Raw genomic sequence first — 23235 nt, 5'->3', positions numbered from 1 at the left:
TCTGTCTTAGGTACTTCTTTTTGGTCAGCATCTGTAACTGCTTCTGCAGTACCGCCCTCTAGAGTACGATACAATTTAAAGAAGAGACTTGGGCGAACACTATCTGTTCCACCAGTCCAGACTTTATTAGCAGTTACTTTTGTTTTTGGAACCTCATAAGTGTTGGTTACTTGTGTCTTGTCTGCATTGTAAGAGACGACGTAGTTATGATCGTTAGATGCGACTTTCTCTCCTTCTTTCAAAGGAAGTTCAGTAGTATCTTGAAGCTCGCGAACAGAATAGATTAGTTTTGTTCCATCAACATCATACTTAGGAAGTTGTTTCGCCCACTTGTAAGTATAAACACCATTGGATTCTGTCACTTCTGGAGTATAGCTACCAGAAACAGGTTTAGAGTCCTCAATAGTCTGTCCTTCTTTATGGACATACAAACCGAGCTTAACTTTCTTATAATCTGCGGCTTTCCCACCTACCCAAGTCTTAGTAGCTTCAAAGTCAACTGTCTCACGTTTGTTGGAGATATTTAAAGGAACTCCCTCTTTTTTCATCTCTACTTCAAACTCTTGACTATTTGCAACATAACCTGACTTGGGTGCTTTTTCTTTTACAATGTATTGACCATCTAAGAGAACTGGAGAAAGGGCAACGCCATGTTCATCTGTCGTAATTTCAGCAACTTTCGTTCTATCACTCTTCTTAAGAATTTCAAAGACAACACCACTTAACTTCACAGTAGCATCTGCCTCATCATACTTGGTGATTTTGATTTTACCAGCAAGATCCGCTGTAACAGTTGCACCAGCTCCTTTAACGGATTTAACACTAGACTTTATAGTTGTACTACCAGTATCTTTTCCATCCCAAGATTTCCAACTTTTCTGAGGGACACCATCATAAGTTATCCCTGCACTGTTAACGACTTCCGTTCCATCTGCAGGATTAGTTGTACTATACTCTAAACGTAAAGTTTTGGTCCCTGTATTGGTTGGCAATAAAAGTTCAAATGAAGTACCACCATTTTTTAGGGTTAATAGTGCCGTATCATCTGGATTTGCTTGATAAACCGCTGGATCTGTCGTAACCTTATATTGATGACCAGAGGAAACAACATCTGCGTTGCTAGTGTCTTTTGTTTTATATTCTGCTTCAAAGAACTTAAAACTATCCACAAGATAAGTTGCTAGAGACCCCTTACTGGTGTCAATGCTATCATTTATCTTGACAACTTTTCCAGTTAAATTTTCACCAGCACGATTGATTCGCATCCACCATGACATGTGATCGGAAGTAGAATTTGTCCAACCACCCTTATAACCGATTTCGCCTTCAACTGGTACATCTTGGCTATCACTGCCATAAGGTTTAAAGGTAATTGTTTGATCTTTTCCTCCAGGCAAATGATACGTAACTTTATTCACTTCTCCAGTCGTTTTCGCTATTGAAGTAGTATTAAAAGTTCCCTTGATATTTTGTTTACCTTCAGCTTTTTCATTAAATGTAAAGGTTATTGTCTTCGTAGCACTACTTGCTGTAACTTGCCCTAGTACCTCTCCACTTACACTATCCTTTAATTCAAATGTCGCGTCAACTAAATCTAGACCATCTGGAGCTTTTACGGTAAAATAATCACCATTCTTTATCTCTCCTGCACCTAAATTAGGGAAACTGTACTCTCCATAATAGAGAACTCGTACCTCTTTTTGACCATTAGAATGCCAAAAAGTTGGATCAGCTGAGCCTGTATCCGAAGTACGTATTTCAACATTTGATAATGTAACCTTATCTGTCAAATCTTGCGCCTGTACTGGATTCGATAGAGCTATCGAGCCAAACAAAACTAGAAGTGGCGTTAAAATATAGAGCCACAATTTTTTTAATTTCATGATTTTTCCTTTCTAAATAATTAAAATGAATTGAACAGTGTATTATCTCCCTTAATAAGCAACACCCCTTTCAATCGTAAGATTTATTGATACAATATCTGCATGATTTATGCAGAAATGATGCAATTACGATATTGATTTTGTTCAAGAGCTATTTTTAATCTTTAGCAAAGATATCACTACCCTTAGTCAGTGTAGAAATATAGCAAAATATCACTTCTATTATACGATAATTACTGATTATAGTCTAGTAATTTGCATAAATTAATAGACTAGCTTCCACTTGGATCAATACAAGGTATTCAGCTTATATAAAAATAACTAAAATCGTCTTACAATGAAATATGTACTATCTTAACTTTATCAACCGCCTTTACTTATCATTGATTTTCTCTCCTCTGAAATATGAATCAAATAAATAATATGTGATAAATCAATCACTTTAAAAGCAAAGAAGGATTATATTATCATTAACCGTTCTAATAAATCGCCAAAGCACTTCTAAATAAACACAGCTCTTACTTTAAAGGAGAGGTCTTATATACTAGAACTATGATTGTGGATGCCCACTTACTGAAAGCAATCAGACCTAATATTAAAAATATAAGGCCATCTGAGGAATCCAGTAGATACTATTAATCTAAAAAGATCTCTCACGAATTTGTAAAGTTCTTGGATTATATAGATTAAAAAAATATAAAACAAGAACTAACTCATGTTATTGAACAGTATATAAAAGAAATAGAATGGGGAAGTTTATAAAGAGAAAGTAAAGAATCATCGGACTAGAACTATTAGCTTAATGCCCCATTACTAAAGTATAGCTTTTCCTTAAATCAAATATCTCAAGGTCATTTTTCTGCTATCACAGATGTTAAACCATTTAAATTTAATTTCAACATGGCAACCGCCTAGTGAAAACCTTTACAATTCAGGATATCCTTAAATTATGCTAGGTATGAACATTTAGAATGTCAATAGAATCAACCCGTCAATGATTTCTGCTTAGATAAATTCATAACTTATTGTTAAAAGTCGCATCTATTCTCTGAAAAAGGCTAAAGAATCGAAAGTGAGAAGACTTATTCAAGGGAACTTCTAAACGAGTATAGATAAGAAATAGAGAGATACCATAAATAAACCGTCTCGGTTTATAAGGTGGCAATTTCATAGGAACTACCTCAGAAATAGGGAACTAGAAACGTTTCATCTTTTCATTGTTCAAAAGGGTAGTATGAATTCTTTGCGAAGTTCTCGTCGTGTATCGGCTCCAAAATAATTTATCCAAGGATTTAGTTCCGTATAGTATTACATCCTTTTAGTCTTATTTTAATCAATTTATTATAGTATCATGCCCTATAGTAGCTTGTTCAAGATTTTATAAAGACATAAAATTCTTCTCAGATTTCTGAAATATCTCAAATTTAATAATTCCCCATAAGAGTACCATCATGCCGTGCCTGAACTATTACTTTTATTATATTATTGATGTTCTAGAAATCAAAAAGAACACCTCGAAAGGTGCTCTCTGTAAGTATAGTAATTCTTTCGAATTAACGTTTACTAAATTGTGATGCTTTACGAGCTTTCTTAAGACCTGGTTGGGGCATCACTTATTTCATCTAATTTCAAAATTCTTTAAAATCAATGTTCTCACTAGTTTTCAGAAAATAAAATTTCAACTAATTTCAATCAATTGCATCAAAATAAGGTAAATTTTCGTCAAAAATAAGTAAAAATCGAACCAGAATATCAAAAGTTTACCTTATTTGGTTTTTACAGACAGAAGTCAAGCAGACATTCACTACTCGTCAGTTATGACGAAAAATATTGATTTAAAGTGATTTTTGAAATTTAGAATTTCGATGTGTTACTGTAAAAATCAACCAAATGACTACATTTTATGAGAAATAAATTTAGAAGTTAATATATACAAAATCTCTTTTATCAATTTTAGAAAATGAATACTTTGATAACCTGTTCAAATTTTATAAAGAAATTCAATTATTATTGAGAGATTTAAATTCATTAAAACTAATAATTTCAAATGGAAATTCCACAAAGTTTGATTTTATTAGTTTATTTGTAATGAAATATGATTTTAATGAGTATCTCTCTTCTAATCCGATATTTCTACAAATTACATCTAGATTCTCTTCAAAATACTCTACTCGCCGTTTGAACTTTAGTCCTTTGGCCTTTCCCCCAAAAAAGTATTCTTTTTGATCACCCATACTATCTTTCATAGTCTGACTTAAACGCATATATTTAACTTCAAATAATAATATTTCTTTCAGCTTATTGTCTATCACAATTAGGTCGTAATCTCCTAAATTTCTAGGATGATTTCCTTTAATATCTAATTTATATAATTCTTGATCAATATGAGTAACGTACCTATTATCTTTAAATAAGCCCTTAAGATTTTGGACTATCTGTTGTTCGTAAAATTTTTTCCAACTATTTATTGTATTTAGCGTATTTTGCATACCAATATCATATGGTAAAATGAAGTTCATCATTCCCTCTGTCCAATCTTTTGCCAACCTATCAAGAATAATAGGTGAAAAAATAATGCTATTATGATTAACAATAATAGGTTTAGCAGAAAATTTATTATCTCTTTTCTTTTTCTCCCATATTGGAATTACTCCATTAGTAGTAATTTTCTTCTTTTCTATAACTAAGAATTTCAAAACACCATAAAAGATTTCAATTGAATAGTCCGAATTCTCTTCAAAATATTTAGCCAAATCTTCTATTTTACCTGTTACAACATTTCCTTTTACAGTCAGTAATTTTTGATTTTTTAATTTTAAAATATGACTATTACTTGAAAATATGGAGAGGAAACAAATAAAAGAATCAAAATCAACTTTCGTATCTTGAAAGAACGATTTCTTAACCAGATCAATTATATTATTGTCAATTTCCTTATCTCTACTTGCGTATTCACCATATTTATACTTGATTTCTATCATTTCATCAACAAATTGTAAGTACTTTTCCGTTTCTGAAATATCTACAACATAATTATCTTCAATCTCTAACTGAAACCAATTGCTAGCACCATACGAATAGGCATCAGAAAGAAGTTGAAAATCTAATATGTATTTCCCATAAGCAATCAATTCATCAACAATATCATCACTTGGAATTAATGCGTCATCATCCCTTTCTGTTACTAAATTCTCTTCAATAAGATATTCTAATATTGGTTTATAAACGCGGGCCTCTTCACGTAAATCAATCGTTTGTTCTCGAAATTTATTTAATTTAACAGTTTGAAGATTTCCGTTATCTGAAAATGTAGTTAATCTTCTGCGGTGGATATCAATATTAAAAATAATTAAAGATAATATATTTTGTAGTTTAAGTATCAAGTCATACTGATTATACAATGACATCATAGAAACTAAGTCTTCGCGTATTTTATTTCTAAAACATCTTACGATAGCAACTATGTCTGATTCACAATATATACCTGGCTCTAATCCAAGTTCTTTAATGATGTTAGCAATACTTTTCCTGACTCTTTTAAAAGAATAGTTTTTAGGAGCTGAGAATTCTAAATGAGGCTGAATAAAATATTCAACCCTAACTTCAAATAAGCTTGAAGTTCGTTTCTCATTGTCTGTTTCTTTAATTTTTTCAAATAACAAAACTCTATCCTTAAAAAGGAAACCGTCTAGTAAATTTATTAGAATTGTATTTTCAAATTCCAATGTTGATTTGGAAAGATTATCAGCAAATATTTTATTCCATCTAGGAGCTAATAAAGTTATCTGATATTTGGAATTTTTAACAAAAACTATTTTATTAAAATAGTTCGTTTCTTGTATCGGACATCTAGAATTAGCATTTCTATCAAGCACAGACTTAGATACTAAATTAATCTCCATAGTTTCTTTTTCATAGTTTGATAAAATTACTTCTTTATTATGACATAAAGCATTTAAAACAATTTCGTTAAAAGATTTTATTTGTTCGTAATCATAGATATTTATATCTTCTAAAATAAAATGTAACTCCCGATATATAATTCTTTTATGATTCTCTGAAAATATATCAATTGATCCAAGATGAGCTTTTGAAATAAGTGACAAATCAGTTTGTTCCCTATCAACTATTTTCCAACCATGAATATTATAAAACTCTCCCCCTATTTCAAATGGATAGTTTAATACAATTTTATCAAACGTTTCCATATTATAATGAACACTTTCATAGGGTAAGAAAGCCATATTTACATTCAAAGCACCATCATTAATCATCTGATTTGATGATTGCCACATTCGAAATAAAGCATCTCCATTGGAGAAAGACATAATTCTATCTTGATTATTGTTATAAGCTATAAAAAAATCAACGATTTCTTTTATTGAATTCGCATTGTTAATTATTCCTATAATACTACTTGCATTTAATACATATTCATCATCATCTCCAAATACGAATGTTTTAGTGATATTTGGAGATATACTCTTGGTGTCAACTCCAACAAAAATAATATTGCTCTGGGACTTAAACTCAAATCCTCTAACTTCTCCATCTTGACAAAGACCTGCTATCTGGTAAGTATTATCAATAATTCCTTTTTTTAAGTGATCTGAAATTTTATTTTGGCTTGGCTCTAAAACAATTAATTTATCTTCATTTAAAAATGCCAATGTATTTTTTAAATCAATCTTTTCTTTAGCCTCTTTGTTAATTAACCTCAGATTATAAAATGAATTTCCTTCTCGTTCAAAGAATTTTGTAAAATTACAATTTAGTCTGCTCCAGAAGCTTAACCAAATAGATTCTTCAAACTTTGATTCCTCTATTTCGCTTTCTATTCTCTCCATAAAACAATCTTTCATAACTGGTAAAAATATGGGAAAGTTATTAATAGGAGTAAATAATGGATATAACTCAGCATTATTACTTTTGAATGTTTTGAAATACTGGGCAAGTTCGTTATCATAAAAAAGCTCATGATTTTGATATATAAAATTGAAATAACTCTCAGGTGGACATTCAAAGTTTTCTTGAGTAAACTCACTTTTAAATGGTTCTAAGGATGAAATAATTAAATCTTCATATTCAAGTATCTCATACCATATTTCTTTGAATTGCTTAAAATCATGCACTAAAGATTCTATTACAAATGAAGTTTCATAAGTATCTTCATTGCCATTTCCTATAAATATTTTATGAAATCTATCATTTGAATAGAACCTTACATTTCCAGTATCAATAGGGAAATCTTCTTTTGGGTATTCAGGTATATAATACTCAATTGCTTTTTTATAAAAGTCTACAAATTTGCTGTATGAATCTATTTTAGTAGTCCCTAAAGTCTTACTTTCATTATTAATAAAATCTCTATTCAATTTATCTACTATTCCTAAAAATCTCCTATTTGGAAACCATGAAGTAATAGAGTAGATAACTTTAGATAAAGATTCAATGTCATATTCTAATAAAAAAGAGTTAGTCATATTTTTCCTCATAGGCTATCAATTTTATCTCCCAAATGTAATCAGAATGTTGAAAGAAATCTAGCTTTCTAAACATCTATCTGCGAATAAATTAAATTCCTTAGAATTATACAACTTCTTAAATTAGCCGTCAATTTATTTCCAGTTAAAAACCTTATCTAATTTCTTAATACATTATAATTATTATTTTTTATACTAATAAATCCTGTAATTACTATGATATTGGTAACCTAAAACATATGTTTAGTTTCTGTCTAGAGAGTTAAATAGGCAATTTTATTGTTTTCTATAAACATATTGGACATAATTATTCATGAAATTTTCTTACTTCTCGAGCTAAATAGCTATCTGGATGTCTTTTTATAAAATATCTTTCTCTTGCAAATCCATTGTTTCCATATTGTAAGCTTTTATAAATCAAAGGTCTCAGGAGCTCTTTATCTCCTGTTTGTATATATTCTAAGATCTCATTGCCATATTGGTATTTTTTGACATAACCTAAATAATTACCTTGCCAATGAGAATTTTCTTCTCTAAAACTTTGGAAACTACTCATTAAATGAAGTAATTTTTCTGTCAGTTCTAATATATATGTTGCGTATATGACATCTATATCTTCATAATCTAAATATTCATCAGTATACTTACTCAGAACGTTATTAATGTTATCCTTATTTAGACCGTTTAACACATTATCATTCCATACTTTATTACCATATTTTTTTCTAATTTCAACCGATTCCATATCACCTTGGTACAAACGCATCTCCTGTTGAATTGAAATTATTGATTCTAAACTTTGATAAGTACTATTTTCATGAATATATTTTTCTTTATAGCCGTAATAACTGCCATCATTAATGAATTTATCTATTTTTTTCTTTAAAATTTCATTGTAAAATTCATTCAGATAAACATCAATAAATGCTATTTTATTGATGTTTTTTGAATCATTTTTTACACGTTCTTCATAAAATTCCCAAAATAAGGTACTAATATTAAGAACTTTTTCTGTAGCCCGAAAAATACCTGTCATAAATAATTCATAATGCTCTTCAAAAAGTATCCCATATACTTTTTGAACATCAACAACCTCTAATCTTATTTTTTCGAATTCAATATTAAGTGGCATATAACCCAAAACTATTCTCCATAGATTGTCATCATACGACTCAAAAAGAATATCTAAAATAATAATAGATGATAGGAAGGATTTAAGTTTCCAATGTTCGGAACGATCACCAAAGCAAATTTCATCATAAGATTTAAACATTATATTACGCGCTATATATTTCTTTTTTTCATTACTAACTAAACCTAATTTTGTGCCATATTCATCCAACTTACAATTGTTCAAAACATCTTCTATTGCATTAGGAGTATAAAGATATGGATTCTTTGAGGTTACCATCCCTCTTCTAATAAGGCTAATTAACGGAGAATTGCTTGAAGAAATCTCTCTATTCGTAAGTTTTTTATATTTCTTATTTATTTTCCTTTCTTGACCTGTATACCAGTAATACTCTGTTGAAGCCCTTGACTTACGTTCCTCATTTATAATTTTAATTTTAGAATCTAGCCTCAATGAAGCACAATCGATAAAATACTTCTTTGTCCTTTTAAAAATCATACTCTTCCTTTTTATAACGTGGTGTTTTTTAGTTGTTATTTTATAAAAATCACCTTAATTATACCACGTTTTTAACTTTATAATGTAATTATCCCTATTTCAATGGAAAATTATGAAGTCCAAAGGTGCACCAAAGGACGGATTGAAACTCAGAACATAGCTACATCTTCAGGTATTCGCTATGTCAAATGTTTCACTGTTTCTTTGGTGTGTTTTTTTCATACTTAGCTCGGTAAACGACTGTGTTTCTATTCCGTCCAAGGACGGAAAGGAAGTAAAATGACATATAAAAGTGTAATAGAGGAATTATATTGCAAACTGTTAGGTATAGAGCTCAAGAGAATACTTAATGAGCGAGAAATGTTACAAAATCAAATTGGATATGAAACAGCTGAGGGGGAAGTTGAGTTATTATCCGAAACAACAGTTGGACAAATTCTAAAGGGAAAAAGAAATATTAGTTTTAATGCTTCGTTAGCTTTTCAGACCAGTTTAGATTATAAAAATCCTAGGGAATTATTTTTCCCGAGTATTGAATTCGAACTACTACTTATTGAAAATATAATATCTACAATTTTGATAGATCCTACTTTTGAAAATACTTTTCTAAAAAAGTTAATAGCAAAAAAATTTTCCAATGTCTCAAAGAAAGAAGTATCGCAAATCATTGAAAAAAATAAAAAAATTTTTCTAGACTCCTTATCAAGCTTTATTTCAGATTTTCCAGAAGAAGAAACATCCTATCAAATTGCTGAAAAAATAACTGATTGGTTATCTGAATTTGCCTGCCTCATATCACAATTTTAAAGATAGACTGTCATAAAAACTGACAGTCTACTTCATGAAATTACGTTAAACTAAGATTGTTCTTAGCTAAGACAAATAATCAAATACGAGGTAAATCTAATGAAAACACGCAATCGCAAAGGTGGCTACTCAGTCAATACTGCTAACGAATATATTGACAACAAGCAGGGCATTCTCTGCTTGAGCACCGAACTAGAAGCACAAATTAAATTTGAAGACGGCCAACCAACAGGTGAAATCATTGCTTATAAAGCTTGGTTCTCACAAAAAGGACTTCCGCCCTTTACCGTCAAATTTGAATCCGAAGTGGAGCTACCATCTTATATGGCATTGGTACAGTTTGATAATCTTCAAGCCTGCGAAGTTGGCTTTAACGTCTACTTCAAAGCTGACAATCTCAAGGAGGTCAAATAATGACGAATAGAGAACTGGGACAATATCTGCTCCAAAGCCTCAATATGGGACTTGGGAGCATTATGCAAGGAGAAACCAGCTATACTAATAGCTTTGACTGCAAAATTATGGACGAAGGGTTCCTCTTTCTTCCTCGTTTGCCAGCTGGTTATATCATTGATGATGAACTCTATCAGAAAATTTTCCTGATTGCGAATGCTGCTCTTTATCCTCGCTTCACTCTTCTCAAACAAAATTCAGCCTATTTTATGGCACTAGATACAAATGATATTCATGTCCAGCGTGGGCTCTTCTTCCCTTGGACAGCAGGCGTTTCTGAACGCCTAGTGATTCCTGATCTGGATGAATTCACGACAAAACAGAAGGGAAATCTTATTCCCATCATGAAAAATCTTACTCTTGACTTTAACAAAGTAACTTCTATGGCTATCGCTGGGAACAGCGGATCAGGTAAATCTTATGCTCTAACCTATTTTCTCAATATGCTCAAAAATATTTCTGACTTGATTATTGTAGACCCTAAATTTGATACGCCTAGCCGTTGGGCTCGTGAAAATGGAATTGCCGTTCTACACCCTCAGAAAAATCGCTCTAAATCAGACTTTGTTTCAGAAATCAATGAGAACCTAAGCGCCTGCTTGAATCTTATTCAACAGAGACAGGAAATTCTCTATGATAAGCCAGACCATCCATTTGAACATTTAACTATCGTCATTGATGAAGTACTTGCATTAACCGAGGGAGTCAATAAAACCATCAAGGACTCTTTCTTTTCGCTTCTATCTCAAATTGCTTTGCTTGGGCGAGCTACAAAAGTCCATCTTTTTCTAGTCAGTCAGCGTTTCGACCATACATCTATCCCAATTTCTGTTCGGGAACAATTAAATGTCTTAATTCAAATTGGTAATATCAACAAGAAGACAACGCAATTTCTATTCCCTGATTTAGACCCTGAAGGCATTGTTATCCCTATTGGAAAAGGAACTGGACTTATTCAGATTATTGATAATGAACATCCTTATCAAGTTTTACCTCTCCTTTGTCCTACCTATTATACAAAGAAAGGCATTCTGTAACCTATGAAAAAAACTTTCTTTCAAACGACTTACAACCTAAATGCGAACTTAATAATCCTTGCGTTGCTTAGCTTTCTCTTTAAGATTGGAATCAACTTACTTATTCAAATGTTAGAAACCACTAAACTCTCTGAAATGCAAGGACTTTTTACAACAATACTAGATAAGTTGACTGCTCTTGAACATTACATTCAACTATTGTCATTCTGCCTTATTCTCATTCCTACTCTTTTGGTTAGCATTGAGTTAGTTCAAAGATTTTTAAAAGATTCATTATGGAATTATTTCAAGTCTATTTACCAGACTTCTAGAATGAGACAATTTCTGAAGCAAGATGAACAATATGAATCAATGAATACAATTGAGAATCAGACCGTTACTCGCATCAACCCCATTTTAAAAAGTTTCAATCACTCTGTCTTAGGGTGTACAGTAGATGTAAGAAAAGAAAACGTCACTGTCTTACTTGCCATTCCAAGAACTCAACAGGCTCAGAAGTTACTGAAAGAAATGGAAGATGATATCAAGGAAGAAATTTCAAACAGAAATCCACACTATTATTTTTCTTCACCCCATCGAAAAGGTAATACACTTTGGTTTACAGGAACTAAGAGATAAAGGAAAATATGGGGCTTGGCTCACATAGTGAAAGCCAATAGCCCCGTATTTTCAAAATCATCTATTCACGTGTAATGGGGTTACTACGACCCCCATTACACCAATAATCATCAATCATAGAAAGGAAATAAATGGCTAAAGAAAAACGCTCGAACAAGTGGGCTTTCCTTCTTTATCAGGAAAGTGCCCCTGAGCATTATCTGGATGTTTTAGAGAACATGCATATCCCCTTTGTTCTCAGTCCATGGCACGACAAAGACATCAACAAGGAAACGGGAGAATTTAAAAAAGCTCACAAGCATGGAGCATTATATTTTGATTCACTCAAAAGCTATTCTCAAGTTTCCGAATTACTAATTAAGAACCTCAATACACCGGCCCATGTAGAACCTGTTATGTCTCCTAAAGGAATGTATGACTACTTCACTCATGCAGAAAATCCTGAAAAGACTCTGTACGATATCAATCAAATTGAAACTGGTTGTGGCTTTGAGCTAGATAAATTTCTTATCAGCAACAACAGTGACGAATTTCTTTTAATGGTAATTGATATGATAGAAGAACATAATTTTACAGAATTTAACAACTTAGTAAGATACGCTAGAAAAGAAAATCAGCAGTTGCTAAGTTTAGTTATGGATAAAACTTACTTCTTTGCAAAATATCTGGACTCACGCCGTCATTCTAGATATGGGAAGGAGGATAACGAATGCAAGTAATCCTACCAGATGAGCAAATTCACCAAATTCAACTATTACTATCCAATCTTATTCAAAAAGAAATTAAACAACAATTAGAAAAAAATCCTTTAAGTTGTCCCTATTTGAACAAACAACAGACTTGCGACTATTTAGGAATTTCCAACAACACTCTTGATTCATGGATTCAAAAGGGGCTTCCATCCATCAAAATTGGAAAAACAATTCGATTCCACAAAGAATCTATTGACCGCTGGCTAAACAGTAACAACTAGAAAAATCAAGATTTTTATTTTATAATGGTCATGATATTTTCTGGTTCGATATAAAGGAGAATATCATGACTATCGGTAAGACAAAAAACGGAACTTACCGCTTAAAAGTCTATATACCATTAGAAGCACGAATGCCTCTTGGCATCGTTAATAATAACTATTATGATAAAAGGTTTAAAACAAGAAAGGAGGCACGACAAGCAGAGATAGACTTACTTACGAAGTTAAACCAAATTGAAGATAATGCGTTTTCGGGACTAGGCAAAGAAGATATTCTTTTCTCAGACTTCTATACTAATATTTGGTGGGAATCCTATAAAGCAGGACAAACTACATCTACTTCGAAGCCACCAAGCAGGTCAACAATTGCTAATACCAAAACATGTTTTGAAAAGCATATACTACCACTTCTTGGCAACTATACGATTCAATTTTTAAACCAAAATAAACAGGTTATTCTAAATTTGATGACGGCAAAAGCCAACGAATATGCCAACTTCAAAACTTTACGAAGTTACGTTATTTCTATTTTTGATTGGGCAGAAGAACTTGAATATATTGAAGCAAATAGAGTTGCAAAAACTTTAAGACGAATTAAGGCTGTTAAAAAAATTCAACTTGCAGAATCAAAACGTGATGAAGATTTATATTTAACTCATGAGCAACTCCAAGAATGGTTCTCAGCTTTTAAAGAAGATTTAGAAAACGATAAAATATCACTCAAAGATTACGTCCTTTTCTATCTCACTTTTTTCCTTGGAGATAGAAAATCAGAAACATATGCTCTCCAGTGGAAACATATCGACTTTTCAAAATCTCAGATTCAGTTAATTCAGGCTTTAGATAGATATGGACAAGTAAAATCTACCAAAGGAAATAAAAAAACTATCTTTTCTATTTCTAGCGACTTGCTTCAACTTCTAACCTTATGGAAAAAACAACAAAAATATGAACTAGCAAAGTTTGGTATCATCACTAATCCAGAACAATTCATCTTCACTTACATAGATACCAGAGAAAATATCAATAAACCTTTACACTCTGACTATCTCAATAATAAGATGAAAACTATCAGAAAGCGACACCCAGAGCTTACACACGCTACACCACATAAACTACGTCATACGGGAGCAACACTCGCTAAACAGGCAGGAATGAGCTTAGAGGCTATTTCCGAAGCTCTAACACATAGCGACACAGGTACAACACAGATTTATGTCAATACTTCTAATGTAGTCCCTGTGGCAGTCGGTGAATTTGCCTTAAAGTCTCTAAAACAATGAGGTGAAAATAAGGTAAACTTTGAGGTGAACTTTTTCAAAAAACATAAAAAAAGCACCCATGAGGTAAACTCTTGAGTGCTTTGAAACGTTGATATAATCGTATTGATTAACGTTTTGAGAATTGTGATGCTTTACGAGCTTTCTTAAGACCTGGTTTCTTACGTTCAACTTTACGTGAGTCACGTGTAAGAAGGCCTGCGCGTTTCAATGAATCGCGGAAGTCTGGGTCTACTTGAAGAAGGGCACGAGCGATACCGTGACGGATAGCTCCTGATTGACCAGCGTATCCACCACCTACAACGTTAACGAAAACGTCGTATGAACCTACAGTTGAAGTAACTGCGAATGGTTGGTTGATAACGAGACGAAGGTCAGCGTGTGGGATGTACTCTTCAACATCTTTTTTATTAACAGTGATTTTACCAGTTCCTGGAACAAGGCGAACGCGTGCAACAGCGTTTTTACGACGTCCAGTACCTGCATATTGTGCTTGTGACATACTTTATTGTTCCTTTCCTTAGATAAGTCCTGAAATATCAAGAACTTCTGGTTGTTGTGCAGCGTGAGTGTGCTCAGCTCCAACGAATACTTTCAATTTCATACCTTGAGCGCGTCCAAGAGTATTGTGTGGAAGCATACCTTTAACTGATTTTTCGATCAAACGTACTGCATTTTTAGAACGAAGTTCACCAGCAGAGATTGATTTCAATCCACCTGGGTGGTTCGAGTGAGTGTAGTAGATCTTATCAGTTGCTTTTTTACCAGTCAATTTAACTTTTTCAGCATTGATAACGATTACGAAGTCACCTGTATCAGTATGTGGTGTGAATGTTGGTTTGTTTTTTCCGCGAAGTACGCTAGCAACAACTGCTGAAAGGCGTCCAAGAGGTACATCAGTTGCGTCAACAACGTACCATTTGCGTTCTACTTGGCCTGGTTTAGCCATGAATGTAGTTTTGTTCATGATTTCTCCTATATGAATATCGTTTTTGTTTACAGGGCGGATGTTCCGGTCCGCGGGGTATTTGAAAGGTTCCGGGGCCTTGCAAATGGGGTAAACAATACCGTCTACTATCATACCAAATTTTACTACTAAAAGTCAATAGATATGAAAAATATTTTTGCCGATTTCAGTGTTTAACATCTAGAAAAACCTCGCTTTTGCGAGGCTCTCCTATTTATAAGCTAAGGCACGTTTAAAGGTTTTCCAGATTCCCAAATCATCTGTTTGAAGGACTAGACTAGCATACATGCGTCCGATAAAGGCTGTTGCAATGACTGCAAAAACAACCGTTATAGCAAGTGAAATCCAAGCTTCTAGACCACTTGCATACCCATTTATAGCTCTAAATGGCATAAAGAAGGTCGAGATGAAAGGAATATAGGAACCAATTTTCAGAACTAAATTGTCACCAGCAGCACCTAGAGCAGTCACTCCAACGAATCCTGCTATAATCAAGATCATCAATGGTGACAAGGCTTTCCCTGAATCCTCAGGACGAGAAACCATAGAACCTAGAAAGGCTGCTAAAACAACATACATAAAGAGACTAACCAAGACAAACAATAAGGTATTGAGCGAGAAGGCATCTCCTAGATGATTTAAAATACCAGATTGAGCCAAGATTGGTAGGTCTTTAAAGAGCAGAATGGCAGCAAGTCCACCCACGACGTAAATTCCAATATGAGTCAAAATCACAAGGAGCAGAGCCAGCATACGAGCGTAGAAATAATGGCTAGCTTGAATACTAGAGAAGACCACTTCCATGATTTTGGTTCCTTTCTCGCTAGCTACTTCCTGAGCAGTGACGCTAGCATAGGTAATCAAGATCATATAAAGGAAAAATCCTAGGCCCAATGCCGCCATGTTCTGCACTGTTTTTTTATTTTCTTTAGCTTCATCAATCTTCTCTGTATAGTCAACAGTTTGACTCAAGTATTTTTCCTGCTCTTGAGACAAATTAGCCGCCGAACGATTCAGTTGATATTGCAGTTCATTTAGCTTATTGGTTATAGCCAGCTTGATGCCACTTTCAAGAGAAGTTTCACCGTGATAGACGGCCTTGAGAACACTGTCCTCTTGGTCAATGGTTAGGTAACCCTTGATTTTCTCATCCTTGATAGCAACCTGGGCACTAGCTTCATCCTTATAATCAAAGTTGATGCCATTGGTACCCTTGAGTCCCTCAGCTACAGATGGCACTGTTGTTACTACTGCTACCTTGCTATTTTTAGCCATCGAAGAATTTTGGAGATAGCCGATTCCTACAGACAATCCTAAAAAGAGGAACGGTGAAATCACCATAAAGAAGAAACTCCACGACTTGACATGTCGAAGATAGGTTTCCTTCATTACAACCCACATATTTCTCATACTTCCACCCCTGATTCTAGTTTAAAGATTTCATCGATTGTTGGAGCTTGTTGGTCAAAGGTCGCGATGTATTGACCTTGAGTGAGGATGGGGAAGAGTTCCCTTCCAGCACTCTCATCATCGAGGATCAATTTCCAACTGCCTTGCTTAGTCAAGCTCACCTGTTTGACATGAGGAAGGTTTTCCAGTTCTTCCTTGCTTTGTTCACTTGAAACAAAAAGACGTGTTTTCCCATATTGATTACGGACATCCTGAACAGGTCCATGCAAGACCACACGCCCATCACGAATCATCAGGATATCATCGCAAAGTTCCTCAACATTGGTCATGACATGGTCAGAAAAGATAATGATTGCACCGCGCTCTTTCTCTTTTAAGATGACCTGCTTGAGCAACTCAGTATTGACTGGATCCAAACCACTAAAAGGCTCATCCAAGATAATCAAGTCTGGCTCATGGATTAGGGTGATAATCAACTGAATTTTCTGCTGATTCCCTTTGGAGAGGCTCTTGATTTTGTCGGTCAATTTCCCCTTCACTTCCAATTTCTCCATCCATTGAGGGAGTTTTTCCTTGACTTCTTTAGCATCCATGCCTTTTAGAGTCGCCAAGTAACGAACTTGCTCAAGGACTGTCAACTTGGGCATGAGGCTGCGTTCCTCAGGCAGATAACCAATCCGAGCATAGGTTTCCTGACGAATCTCCTGCCCATCCAGACTGATCTCTCCTTGATACTCTAAAAATTTCAACATACTGTGGAAAATCGTTGTTTTCCCAGCACCATTCTTCCCGACCAAGCCCAGAATCCTTCCTGGACTTGCCTGAAAATCGACACCAAACAAGACTTGCTTGGGACCGAAACTTTTCTCTAGATTTCTTACTTCTAACATTTTCCACCTCCGAGATATGTTGCACTTATTATACTCCTTTTTGATAGCCTTTACAACGATTTATGTCCATTTTATCGGATTATAAGTAGCAAAAGTATCCTATCTCTAATAAATTTTAAGTGCTTCAGTGATATCTTTAGTATAACTCATTAAAGACTTTCTGAGATGGCTTCCTCCTCAACTATCGCTTTTCTCTTCTGAACTGTCCTTTTGAAACTAAAAATCCACCCCGAAGGATGGATTGATGAGTTAACGTACTTCTGCATTGACTTTTTCTTCGAGTGATGCTTGGATTTTCTCCATGTAGCGTGCGACTTCTTCGTCCGTTAAGCTGTCTTCTGGATTTTGGAAGGTTAAGCTATAGGCCATTGACTTCATGCCAACTCCCAGTTTTTCGCCTGAGAAGACGTCAAAGAGTTTGATATCTGTCAAACGTTTCACGCCTGCAGCTCGGATAGCATCTACAACTTCTTGGTGAGTGACTTCTGCCTTGAGAAGTAGAGCAATATCACGACTAACCGCTGGGAATTTGGTGATTTCCACAAATGGAGTAGCTGGTTTAAGGGCAGTTTCGATGGCTGAAAGGTTGAGCTCCGCTACATACGTTTCTGGAATATCATAAGCCTTAGCAGTGACTGGATGCACTTGGCCAAGGAAACCAAGAACTTGGTCACCGAGCGAAATCACGGCTGTACGTCCTGGGTGAAGACTAGCAATCTCAGCTGTTGCTGTATAAGTCACTTCAAGTCCCAGGCGAGTAAATAATGCTTCAAGGATTCCCTTAGCATAGAAGAAATCAACTGGAACTGCTGCTGTTTGGAAGTCTTTTTCTGCAACCAATCCGGTTAAGGCAAAGGCGAAGCTGTTGATCTCGTTTGGAAGTTCTTCTTTTGGATTTCCTGTTTGTTCAAAGACTTTTCCAATCTCGTAAAGTGCCAAGTTTTTGTTCTTACGAGCCACGTTGTAGGCCACCGTATCAAGGATACCTGAGATCATATTTTGACGGAGGACAGAACGGTCCACTGTCATTGGCCACATGAGTTCTGTAAGGTTACTTGGTTGAGCCGTGAACTCAACTGCTTTTTCAGGAGTTGTTAGAGCGTAGGTAATGATTTCTGTCAAACCTGCCCCTTCAGCGATCGTACGGACTCGGCGACGCAATTTTTGTGTCGCAGTCAATTCACCAGCTGTACCATCGTCTTTTGGAAGACTGGTTGGCAAGCGGTCATATCCATAGATACGAGCGATTTCTTCAAAGAGGTCTGCTTCGATGGTAATATCCCAACGACGACGTGGAACGCTAACTGTAAAGCTATCTTCATTTCCAGAAAGACCAAATCCAAGACGACGGAAGACATCTTCAACATCAGCATAGGAAAGTTCCGTACCAAGGACACGGTTGACATCAGCCAGAGTTGAAGATACTTCTACATCAGAAGTATCAAGCTGGCCTGCTGAAACGATACCCTTACGCACCGTCGCACCTGCAAGTTCTGCAATCATGCTAGCTGCAGCATCCAAGGCCTCATCGACTGTTGCCACATTAATCCCTTTTTCAAAACGAGAAGATGATTCCGAACGAAGGTTAAGGCGTCCGCTAGTCTTACGAATGGATGTGCCATTGAAAACAGCTGCTTCTAACACAACGCGACTAGAATTTTCAGAGATTTCTGTAGCCTCTCCACCCATGACACCTGCAAGGGCTACTGGTTTGTCAGCCACAGTGATGACTAAGTCATTTGTTTCCAACTCACGTTCTTCACCGTCCAAGGTCACCAACTTTTCACCAGCACGCGCTTCACGCACACGGATGTCAGCCCCTTCAAAGGTATCCAAGTCAAAGGCATGCATAGGCTGACCAAAGTAGAGTAGGATATAGTTGGTCACGTCGACCACATTATTGATGGGACGGATACCTTCGTTCATGAGGAGATTTTGCAACCACTGTGGACTTGGTGCGATGGTCACATTGTCCAAGATACGGGCAGCATAGTATGGCGCCTTGTCTGTCTCAATGCCTACAGAAAGAGCGTCTACTGCAACTTCATTTGTTTCTGTCAGAGTAAATTCTTTAAAGTTAACGGCCTTGTCATAGATGGCTGCTACTTCGTGCGCTACTCCACGCATAGAAAGAGCGTCTGCACGGTTTGGCGTGATAGAAAGTTCGATGATTTCGTCATCCAAGTCTAGGTAAGAAAAGACTTCCTCACCTGGTACTGCATCTTCTGGCAAGATTTGAATACCATCTGCAAATTCCTTTGGTACAACTGAGTCAGAAATTCCCAATTCACCAAGTGAACAGATCATTCCGAGAGACTCTAAACCACGGATTTTCCCTTTTTTGATTTTGTAATTGTCCGCGATACGAGCTCCTGGAAGAGCCACCATGACCTTGATACCAGTACGCACATTTGGGGCACCACAAACGATCTGACGGGCTTCTTCTTCACCAACGTTAACCTGACAGACATGCAAGTGTGTTTCTGGCACATCTTCGCAAGACAAGACTTCACCGACGACAATTTTTGAGAGACCGGCAGCCGGTGATTCGACACCTTCGACCTCGATCCCTGTAGTTGACATTTTTTCAGCCAACTCTTGTGATGGCACATCAATGTCCACCAATTCTTTTAACCATTTATAAGATACAAGCATAATTCTGATTGTAAGATCTCACCAAGTAAGACCTTTTCAATTCCTTTCTTTTTCTTCGAGTCAGTCCTCACCTTCTCATCGAGAGAAAATGACTAGGACTGTATAGGACTGTGTTTCAGGTTTCAATCTTATTTAAACTGTTCTGAGAAGCGGACATCTCCTTGGTAGAATCCACGGATATCGTTAATTCCGTAGCGGAGCATAGCTACACGCTCTTGACCAAGACCAAAGGCAAAGCCAGAGTAAACAGTCGCATCAATACCACTCATTTCAAGGACACGTGGGTGAACCATACCAGCACCCATAATCTCGATCCAACCTGTTTTCTTACATACGTTACAGCCTTCTCCACCACACTTAAAGCAAGAAACATCCACCTCGACAGATGGCTCTGTGAATGGGAAATAGGATGGACGCAGACGAATCTGACGCTCTTCACCAAACATTTTTTGGACGATCAACTGAAGCGTTCCTTGAAGGTCAGCCATAGAGATGTTTTTCCCAACAACCAAACCTTCGATTTGGTGGAACTGGTGACTGTGGGTTGCATCGTCCGTATCACGACGGAACACACGTCCTGGTGAGATCATTTTCAAAGGACCTTTAGAAAAATCATGAGCATCCATAGCACGCGCCTGAACTGGAGACGTGTGAGTACGGAGTAAGATTTCTTCTGTGATGTAGAAAGTATCCTGCATATCGCGAGCTGGGTGATCTTTTGGAAGGTTCATACGCTCGAAGTTATAGTAGTCTTGCTCCACTTCAAAACCATCCACGACTTGGTAACCCATCCCGATAAAAATATCTTCGATTTCTTCACTGGTTTGTGTAAGAACATGACGGTGACCAACCGCAACAGGACGACCTGGAAGTGTTACATCGATGCTCTCACTAGCAAGTTGAGCTGCGACTTTCTTTTCTTCCAAGAGTTTCGCTGTTTCCTCAAAGGCTGCTGTCAAGACATCACGAGCTTCATTAACGTGTTTCCCGATGACAGGGCGCATTTCAGCCGATACATCCTTCATCCCTTTAAGGATTTCAGTAAGCGACCCTTTTTTACCAAGGACAGAGACACGCAATTCTTGCATCTCTTTTTCATTTTCAGCAGTAATCTGCTTCAAGCTAGCCAGCGTTTCTTCGCGAAGCGCTTTTAATTGTTCTTCAATAGTTGACATAATTCCTCCATCAGTCGCTCGTAGATAAAAAGAAAACCACATGCCAAAAACTCCACTCGGAGCGTTGACACGCGGTACCATCCGTTTCATCTGACAAGTCAGACCTTCATTTCTAAATCCATGCGCAAGTGAATTCACTCAGCTTTCATATAGAGAGCTTGCAGTCATGGCTCTCCTCCCTGATATACTTCCCTTGAGTTACTAGTCTTGCGGATTTCTATTCGATTACTACTTAGTTTATCAGATTTTTAGTTAAAAAACAAGTTAGATTAGACTAATTTCAATATAAAAAGGAACAAGACGCAGTGCACTATCTATTTGTAGGGCCTGTTTCATCTGCTTTCCTTTTCAATAAAAGAGTTGCTGCTTGATTAAAACCATCACACCAGTTATACCATTTTACTTCATACTTATCTTGAGCTAAGATACTGTCTTTTAAATCCAAAACAGAGTAAATCTTTCTTTCCTCGCAAGCTTGCGCATAGAGATAATACAGTTCATCGCCACCATCTCTATCCCACTCAGCAGAAATCGTATCCCTACCCGCCAATAAAGCCTGATAAGCCCTGTGATGCCCGTCTGTAATCAACAAGCAATCTCCGAAGGCAAGAACACTGATTGGATTAATATTGGGCATTTCTGCCGACTGATAAAGTATCTGGATATCTTGTAACTTCTTTTCTGATAAGTATAGTTGAGTCGGATGGAGAGCTTTTATGTCGACTTTCATTTCTTTCTCCTCAAGAGAATTCGATACTCACTTCTGCTTGCCTTTAAATCGCCATTGGAAGCGAAGCTTGTCATAGAAAGGAAATTCGATAAACAAGACTCCCAAGCCCACACAGAAACTGGCAAGAACATCTGTTGGGTAGTGAACTCCCAGATAGACCCGAGATAGCAGCACACTGACTAGGTAGACCCCAAGGACGATTTGCGCAATTTTTCTCCAAACCGGATCTTTAATTCGTTGACTGAGAATGACAATCAAAGTCCCTACCATCAGAGTCACTGCCAGAGAATGGCCACTTGGAAAAGAAAATCCCTTCTCCTCTACCAAGTGTAAAATAGCTGGCCGTGGGCGCTGGTAGATGTTTTTAAAGGACACGATTAAAAGACCAGCTATTGCTAGATTACCCGCCATGAAGAAGCTTTCTATCTTCCACTGCTTACGATAAAAGATAAAGGCTGCGATGGCCACCCAGGTGATAATCACTGGGATATCAATCAAATGCGTAAGGGCACGGAACAGAACTGTCAAATAATTTGGCAAGTCCCCACGAAGGGCAGTCTGAATCGGTTGATCAAAACCGACCAACGTTTCAGGATAGAACTTAACCATATAGCCAAGAAGGACGAAAAGTAAAAGGGCAAAACTGCCCTTCATTAAAAATGTTTGTTTATCTCTCATAATATTTTAAGGTTGGTTTTAAGAGGACATACAGCAACCAGAATGAAACGGCAAAGATTACACCCTCAATCAAGTTAAAAGGTAAAACCATGGTCATTAGGTAGTTGGAAAGTCCCAAAATTTTTCCAATATCAAAGTTGGCAAACTGCGCGTACAAAGGAACCGCATAGACATAGTTGAGAACCAACATGGCAGCAGTCAATCCAATAGTTCCTGCTAGAGATGCTAGTAGGAAACGAAGAGTGCTACGTTCCTTTTTCCAAATCAAACCAAAGGCGATAACAAAAACTCCCAAGGCTACGATATTCATTGGCAAACCAATGTAGGTATTCACTCCCTGGCTATTCAGAAGCAACTTCAAGAGTGAGCGAAGCAAGAGAATTCCTAGTGCAGCTGGCAAATCCATCACCACCAAGCCCACAAGGACTGGCAAGATACTAAACTCGATCTTGAGGAAGGCCGCCGCTGGCAAGAGCGGAAAGTCAAAGTACATCAGCACAAATGAAATGGCTGATAAAATCGCAATGGTCGAAAGTCGACGTGTGTTTGTCATAACAGGTTCCTCC

The 23235-nt window shown here is 36.1% G+C and carries 19 protein-coding genes; 7 read left to right on the top strand and 12 right to left on the bottom strand.

Annotated features, from left to right (window positions below; genetic code table 11):
* The 3 genes from HMPREF1149_RS11195 to HMPREF1149_RS11185 form a co-directional block, all read right to left on the bottom strand.
* The coding region (locus HMPREF1149_RS11195; RefSeq protein ID WP_000768553.1) for an Ig-like domain-containing protein at positions 1 to 1883 on the bottom strand (1883 nt) is incomplete at its 3' end.
* Positions 1884 to 3883: 2000 nt separating this feature from the next.
* Positions 3884 to 7366 (bottom strand): hypothetical protein, encoded by a 3483-nt coding sequence (locus tag HMPREF1149_RS11190; RefSeq protein WP_000185061.1) that lies wholly within the window; start codon positions 7364 to 7366, stop codon positions 3884 to 3886.
* Positions 7367 to 7673: 307 nt separating this feature from the next.
* A complete protein-coding gene (locus tag HMPREF1149_RS11185; RefSeq protein WP_000576428.1) occupies positions 7674 to 8996 on the bottom strand; it encodes a hypothetical protein in 1323 nt (440 codons plus the stop codon).
* A 279-nt stretch (positions 8997 to 9275) separates the two neighbouring features.
* Between HMPREF1149_RS11185 and HMPREF1149_RS11180 the strand changes: the two genes are divergently transcribed.
* The 7 genes from HMPREF1149_RS11180 to HMPREF1149_RS11150 all read left to right on the top strand — a co-directional run bounded on the left by HMPREF1149_RS11180 (position 9276) and on the right by HMPREF1149_RS11150 (position 14167).
* Positions 9276 to 9803, top strand: a complete 528-nt coding sequence (locus HMPREF1149_RS11180; RefSeq protein ID WP_000221461.1) for a hypothetical protein — start codon at positions 9276 to 9278, stop codon at positions 9801 to 9803.
* A gap of 99 nt (positions 9804 to 9902) precedes the next feature.
* Complete coding sequence (locus HMPREF1149_RS11175) at positions 9903 to 10217, top strand: hypothetical protein (protein ID WP_000857664.1); 315 nt, start codon at positions 9903 to 9905, stop codon at positions 10215 to 10217.
* Positions 10217 to 11293, top strand: coding sequence for an ATP-binding cassette domain-containing protein (locus HMPREF1149_RS11170; protein ID WP_000184726.1), 1077 nt, complete (start codon positions 10217 to 10219; stop codon positions 11291 to 11293). The genes HMPREF1149_RS11175 and HMPREF1149_RS11170 overlap by 1 nt, the downstream gene beginning before the upstream one ends.
* Before the next feature lie 3 nt (positions 11294 to 11296).
* Entirely contained in the window at positions 11297 to 11911 is a 615-nt protein-coding gene (locus HMPREF1149_RS11165; RefSeq protein WP_000750667.1) for a hypothetical protein, read from the top strand.
* A gap of 131 nt (positions 11912 to 12042) precedes the next feature.
* Positions 12043 to 12630: a replication protein gene (locus HMPREF1149_RS11160; RefSeq protein WP_001040712.1), complete on the top strand. Its 588-nt coding sequence runs from the start codon at positions 12043 to 12045 to the stop codon at positions 12628 to 12630.
* Positions 12621 to 12884, top strand: a complete 264-nt coding sequence (locus tag HMPREF1149_RS11155; protein ID WP_001196070.1) for a helix-turn-helix domain-containing protein — start codon at positions 12621 to 12623, stop codon at positions 12882 to 12884. The genes HMPREF1149_RS11160 and HMPREF1149_RS11155 overlap by 10 nt, the downstream gene beginning before the upstream one ends.
* Before the next feature lie 65 nt (positions 12885 to 12949).
* Positions 12950 to 14167 carry a site-specific integrase gene (locus HMPREF1149_RS11150; RefSeq protein WP_000152012.1) on the top strand — a complete coding sequence of 406 codons (1218 nt, stop codon included), beginning with the start codon at positions 12950 to 12952 and terminating at the stop codon, positions 14165 to 14167.
* Positions 14168 to 14273: 106 nt separating this feature from the next.
* Here HMPREF1149_RS11150 and rpsI read toward each other — a convergent pair whose 3' ends face one another.
* From rpsI to HMPREF1149_RS11105, 9 genes are all read right to left on the bottom strand, one after another.
* The gene (gene rpsI, locus HMPREF1149_RS11145; protein ID WP_000075973.1) at positions 14274 to 14666 is read right to left on the bottom strand and encodes a 30S ribosomal protein S9; all 393 of its coding nucleotides are present in this window, start codon (positions 14664 to 14666) and stop codon (positions 14274 to 14276) included.
* 18 nt (positions 14667 to 14684) lie between these two features.
* Positions 14685 to 15131, bottom strand: coding sequence for a 50S ribosomal protein L13 (rplM, locus tag HMPREF1149_RS11140; RefSeq protein ID WP_002876943.1), 447 nt, complete (start codon positions 15129 to 15131; stop codon positions 14685 to 14687).
* Positions 15132 to 15341: 210 nt separating this feature from the next.
* Positions 15342 to 16541 (bottom strand): ABC transporter permease, encoded by a 1200-nt coding sequence (locus tag HMPREF1149_RS11135; protein ID WP_001245400.1) that lies wholly within the window; start codon positions 16539 to 16541, stop codon positions 15342 to 15344.
* Positions 16538 to 17431 carry an ABC transporter ATP-binding protein gene (locus HMPREF1149_RS11130; RefSeq protein WP_000895261.1) on the bottom strand — a complete coding sequence of 298 codons (894 nt, stop codon included), beginning with the start codon at positions 17429 to 17431 and terminating at the stop codon, positions 16538 to 16540. Before HMPREF1149_RS11130 ends, HMPREF1149_RS11135 begins: the two co-directional genes overlap by 4 nt.
* A 249-nt stretch (positions 17432 to 17680) precedes the next feature.
* Complete coding sequence (gene pheT, locus HMPREF1149_RS11125) at positions 17681 to 20086, bottom strand: phenylalanine--tRNA ligase subunit beta (protein WP_000961540.1); 2406 nt, start codon at positions 20084 to 20086, stop codon at positions 17681 to 17683.
* 128 nt (positions 20087 to 20214) lie between these two features.
* Positions 20215 to 21261 carry a phenylalanine--tRNA ligase subunit alpha gene (gene pheS, locus HMPREF1149_RS11120; protein ID WP_000103747.1) on the bottom strand — a complete coding sequence of 349 codons (1047 nt, stop codon included), beginning with the start codon at positions 21259 to 21261 and terminating at the stop codon, positions 20215 to 20217.
* Between the two features lie 310 nt (positions 21262 to 21571).
* Positions 21572 to 21991 carry a hypothetical protein gene (locus HMPREF1149_RS11115; RefSeq protein WP_000861761.1) on the bottom strand — a complete coding sequence of 140 codons (420 nt, stop codon included), beginning with the start codon at positions 21989 to 21991 and terminating at the stop codon, positions 21572 to 21574.
* Between the two features lie 27 nt (positions 21992 to 22018).
* Positions 22019 to 22669, bottom strand: coding sequence for a phosphatase PAP2 family protein (locus HMPREF1149_RS11110; protein WP_033606502.1), 651 nt, complete (start codon positions 22667 to 22669; stop codon positions 22019 to 22021).
* Positions 22659 to 23222, bottom strand: coding sequence for an ECF transporter S component (locus tag HMPREF1149_RS11105; protein WP_000185817.1), 564 nt, complete (start codon positions 23220 to 23222; stop codon positions 22659 to 22661). Before HMPREF1149_RS11105 ends, HMPREF1149_RS11110 begins: the two co-directional genes overlap by 11 nt.
* Positions 23223 to 23235 lie beyond the last annotated feature (13 nt).

The organism is Streptococcus sp. BS35b (assembly GCF_000286475.1).
Lineage (GTDB): Bacteria > Bacillota > Bacilli > Lactobacillales > Streptococcaceae > Streptococcus > Streptococcus oralis_W.
Note: the sequence above shows the minus strand (reverse complement) of the source record. Positions and strands in the feature narration are given on the sequence as shown.

Coding starts and splice junctions, on each gene's coding strand:
- HMPREF1149_RS11130 (WP_000895261.1), bottom strand. CDS start 17,431: ATGTTAGAAGTAAGAAATCTAGAGAAAAGTTTCGGTCCCAAGCAAGTC.
- HMPREF1149_RS11185 (WP_000576428.1), bottom strand. CDS start 8,996: ATGATTTTTAAAAGGACAAAGAAGTATTTTATCGATTGTGCTTCATTG.
- HMPREF1149_RS11110 (WP_033606502.1), bottom strand. CDS start 22,669: ATGAGAGATAAACAAACATTTTTAATGAAGGGCAGTTTTGCCCTTTTA.
- HMPREF1149_RS11170 (WP_000184726.1), top strand. CDS start 10,217: ATGACGAATAGAGAACTGGGACAATATCTGCTCCAAAGCCTCAATATG.
- HMPREF1149_RS11160 (WP_001040712.1), top strand. CDS start 12,043: ATGGCTAAAGAAAAACGCTCGAACAAGTGGGCTTTCCTTCTTTATCAG.
- rplM (WP_002876943.1), bottom strand. CDS start 15,131: ATGAACAAAACTACATTCATGGCTAAACCAGGCCAAGTAGAACGCAAA.
- pheT (WP_000961540.1), bottom strand. CDS start 20,086: ATGCTTGTATCTTATAAATGGTTAAAAGAATTGGTGGACATTGATGTG.
- HMPREF1149_RS11115 (WP_000861761.1), bottom strand. CDS start 21,991: ATGAAAGTCGACATAAAAGCTCTCCATCCGACTCAACTATACTTATCA.
- HMPREF1149_RS11150 (WP_000152012.1), top strand. CDS start 12,950: ATGACTATCGGTAAGACAAAAAACGGAACTTACCGCTTAAAAGTCTAT.
- pheS (WP_000103747.1), bottom strand. CDS start 21,261: ATGTCAACTATTGAAGAACAATTAAAAGCGCTTCGCGAAGAAACGCTG.
- HMPREF1149_RS11180 (WP_000221461.1), top strand. CDS start 9,276: ATGACATATAAAAGTGTAATAGAGGAATTATATTGCAAACTGTTAGGT.
- HMPREF1149_RS11105 (WP_000185817.1), bottom strand. CDS start 23,222: ATGACAAACACACGTCGACTTTCGACCATTGCGATTTTATCAGCCATT.
- HMPREF1149_RS11135 (WP_001245400.1), bottom strand. CDS start 16,541: ATGAGAAATATGTGGGTTGTAATGAAGGAAACCTATCTTCGACATGTC.
- HMPREF1149_RS11155 (WP_001196070.1), top strand. CDS start 12,621: ATGCAAGTAATCCTACCAGATGAGCAAATTCACCAAATTCAACTATTA.
- HMPREF1149_RS11190 (WP_000185061.1), bottom strand. CDS start 7,366: ATGACTAACTCTTTTTTATTAGAATATGACATTGAATCTTTATCTAAA.
- HMPREF1149_RS11165 (WP_000750667.1), top strand. CDS start 11,297: ATGAAAAAAACTTTCTTTCAAACGACTTACAACCTAAATGCGAACTTA.
- HMPREF1149_RS11175 (WP_000857664.1), top strand. CDS start 9,903: ATGAAAACACGCAATCGCAAAGGTGGCTACTCAGTCAATACTGCTAAC.
- rpsI (WP_000075973.1), bottom strand. CDS start 14,666: ATGTCACAAGCACAATATGCAGGTACTGGACGTCGTAAAAACGCTGTT.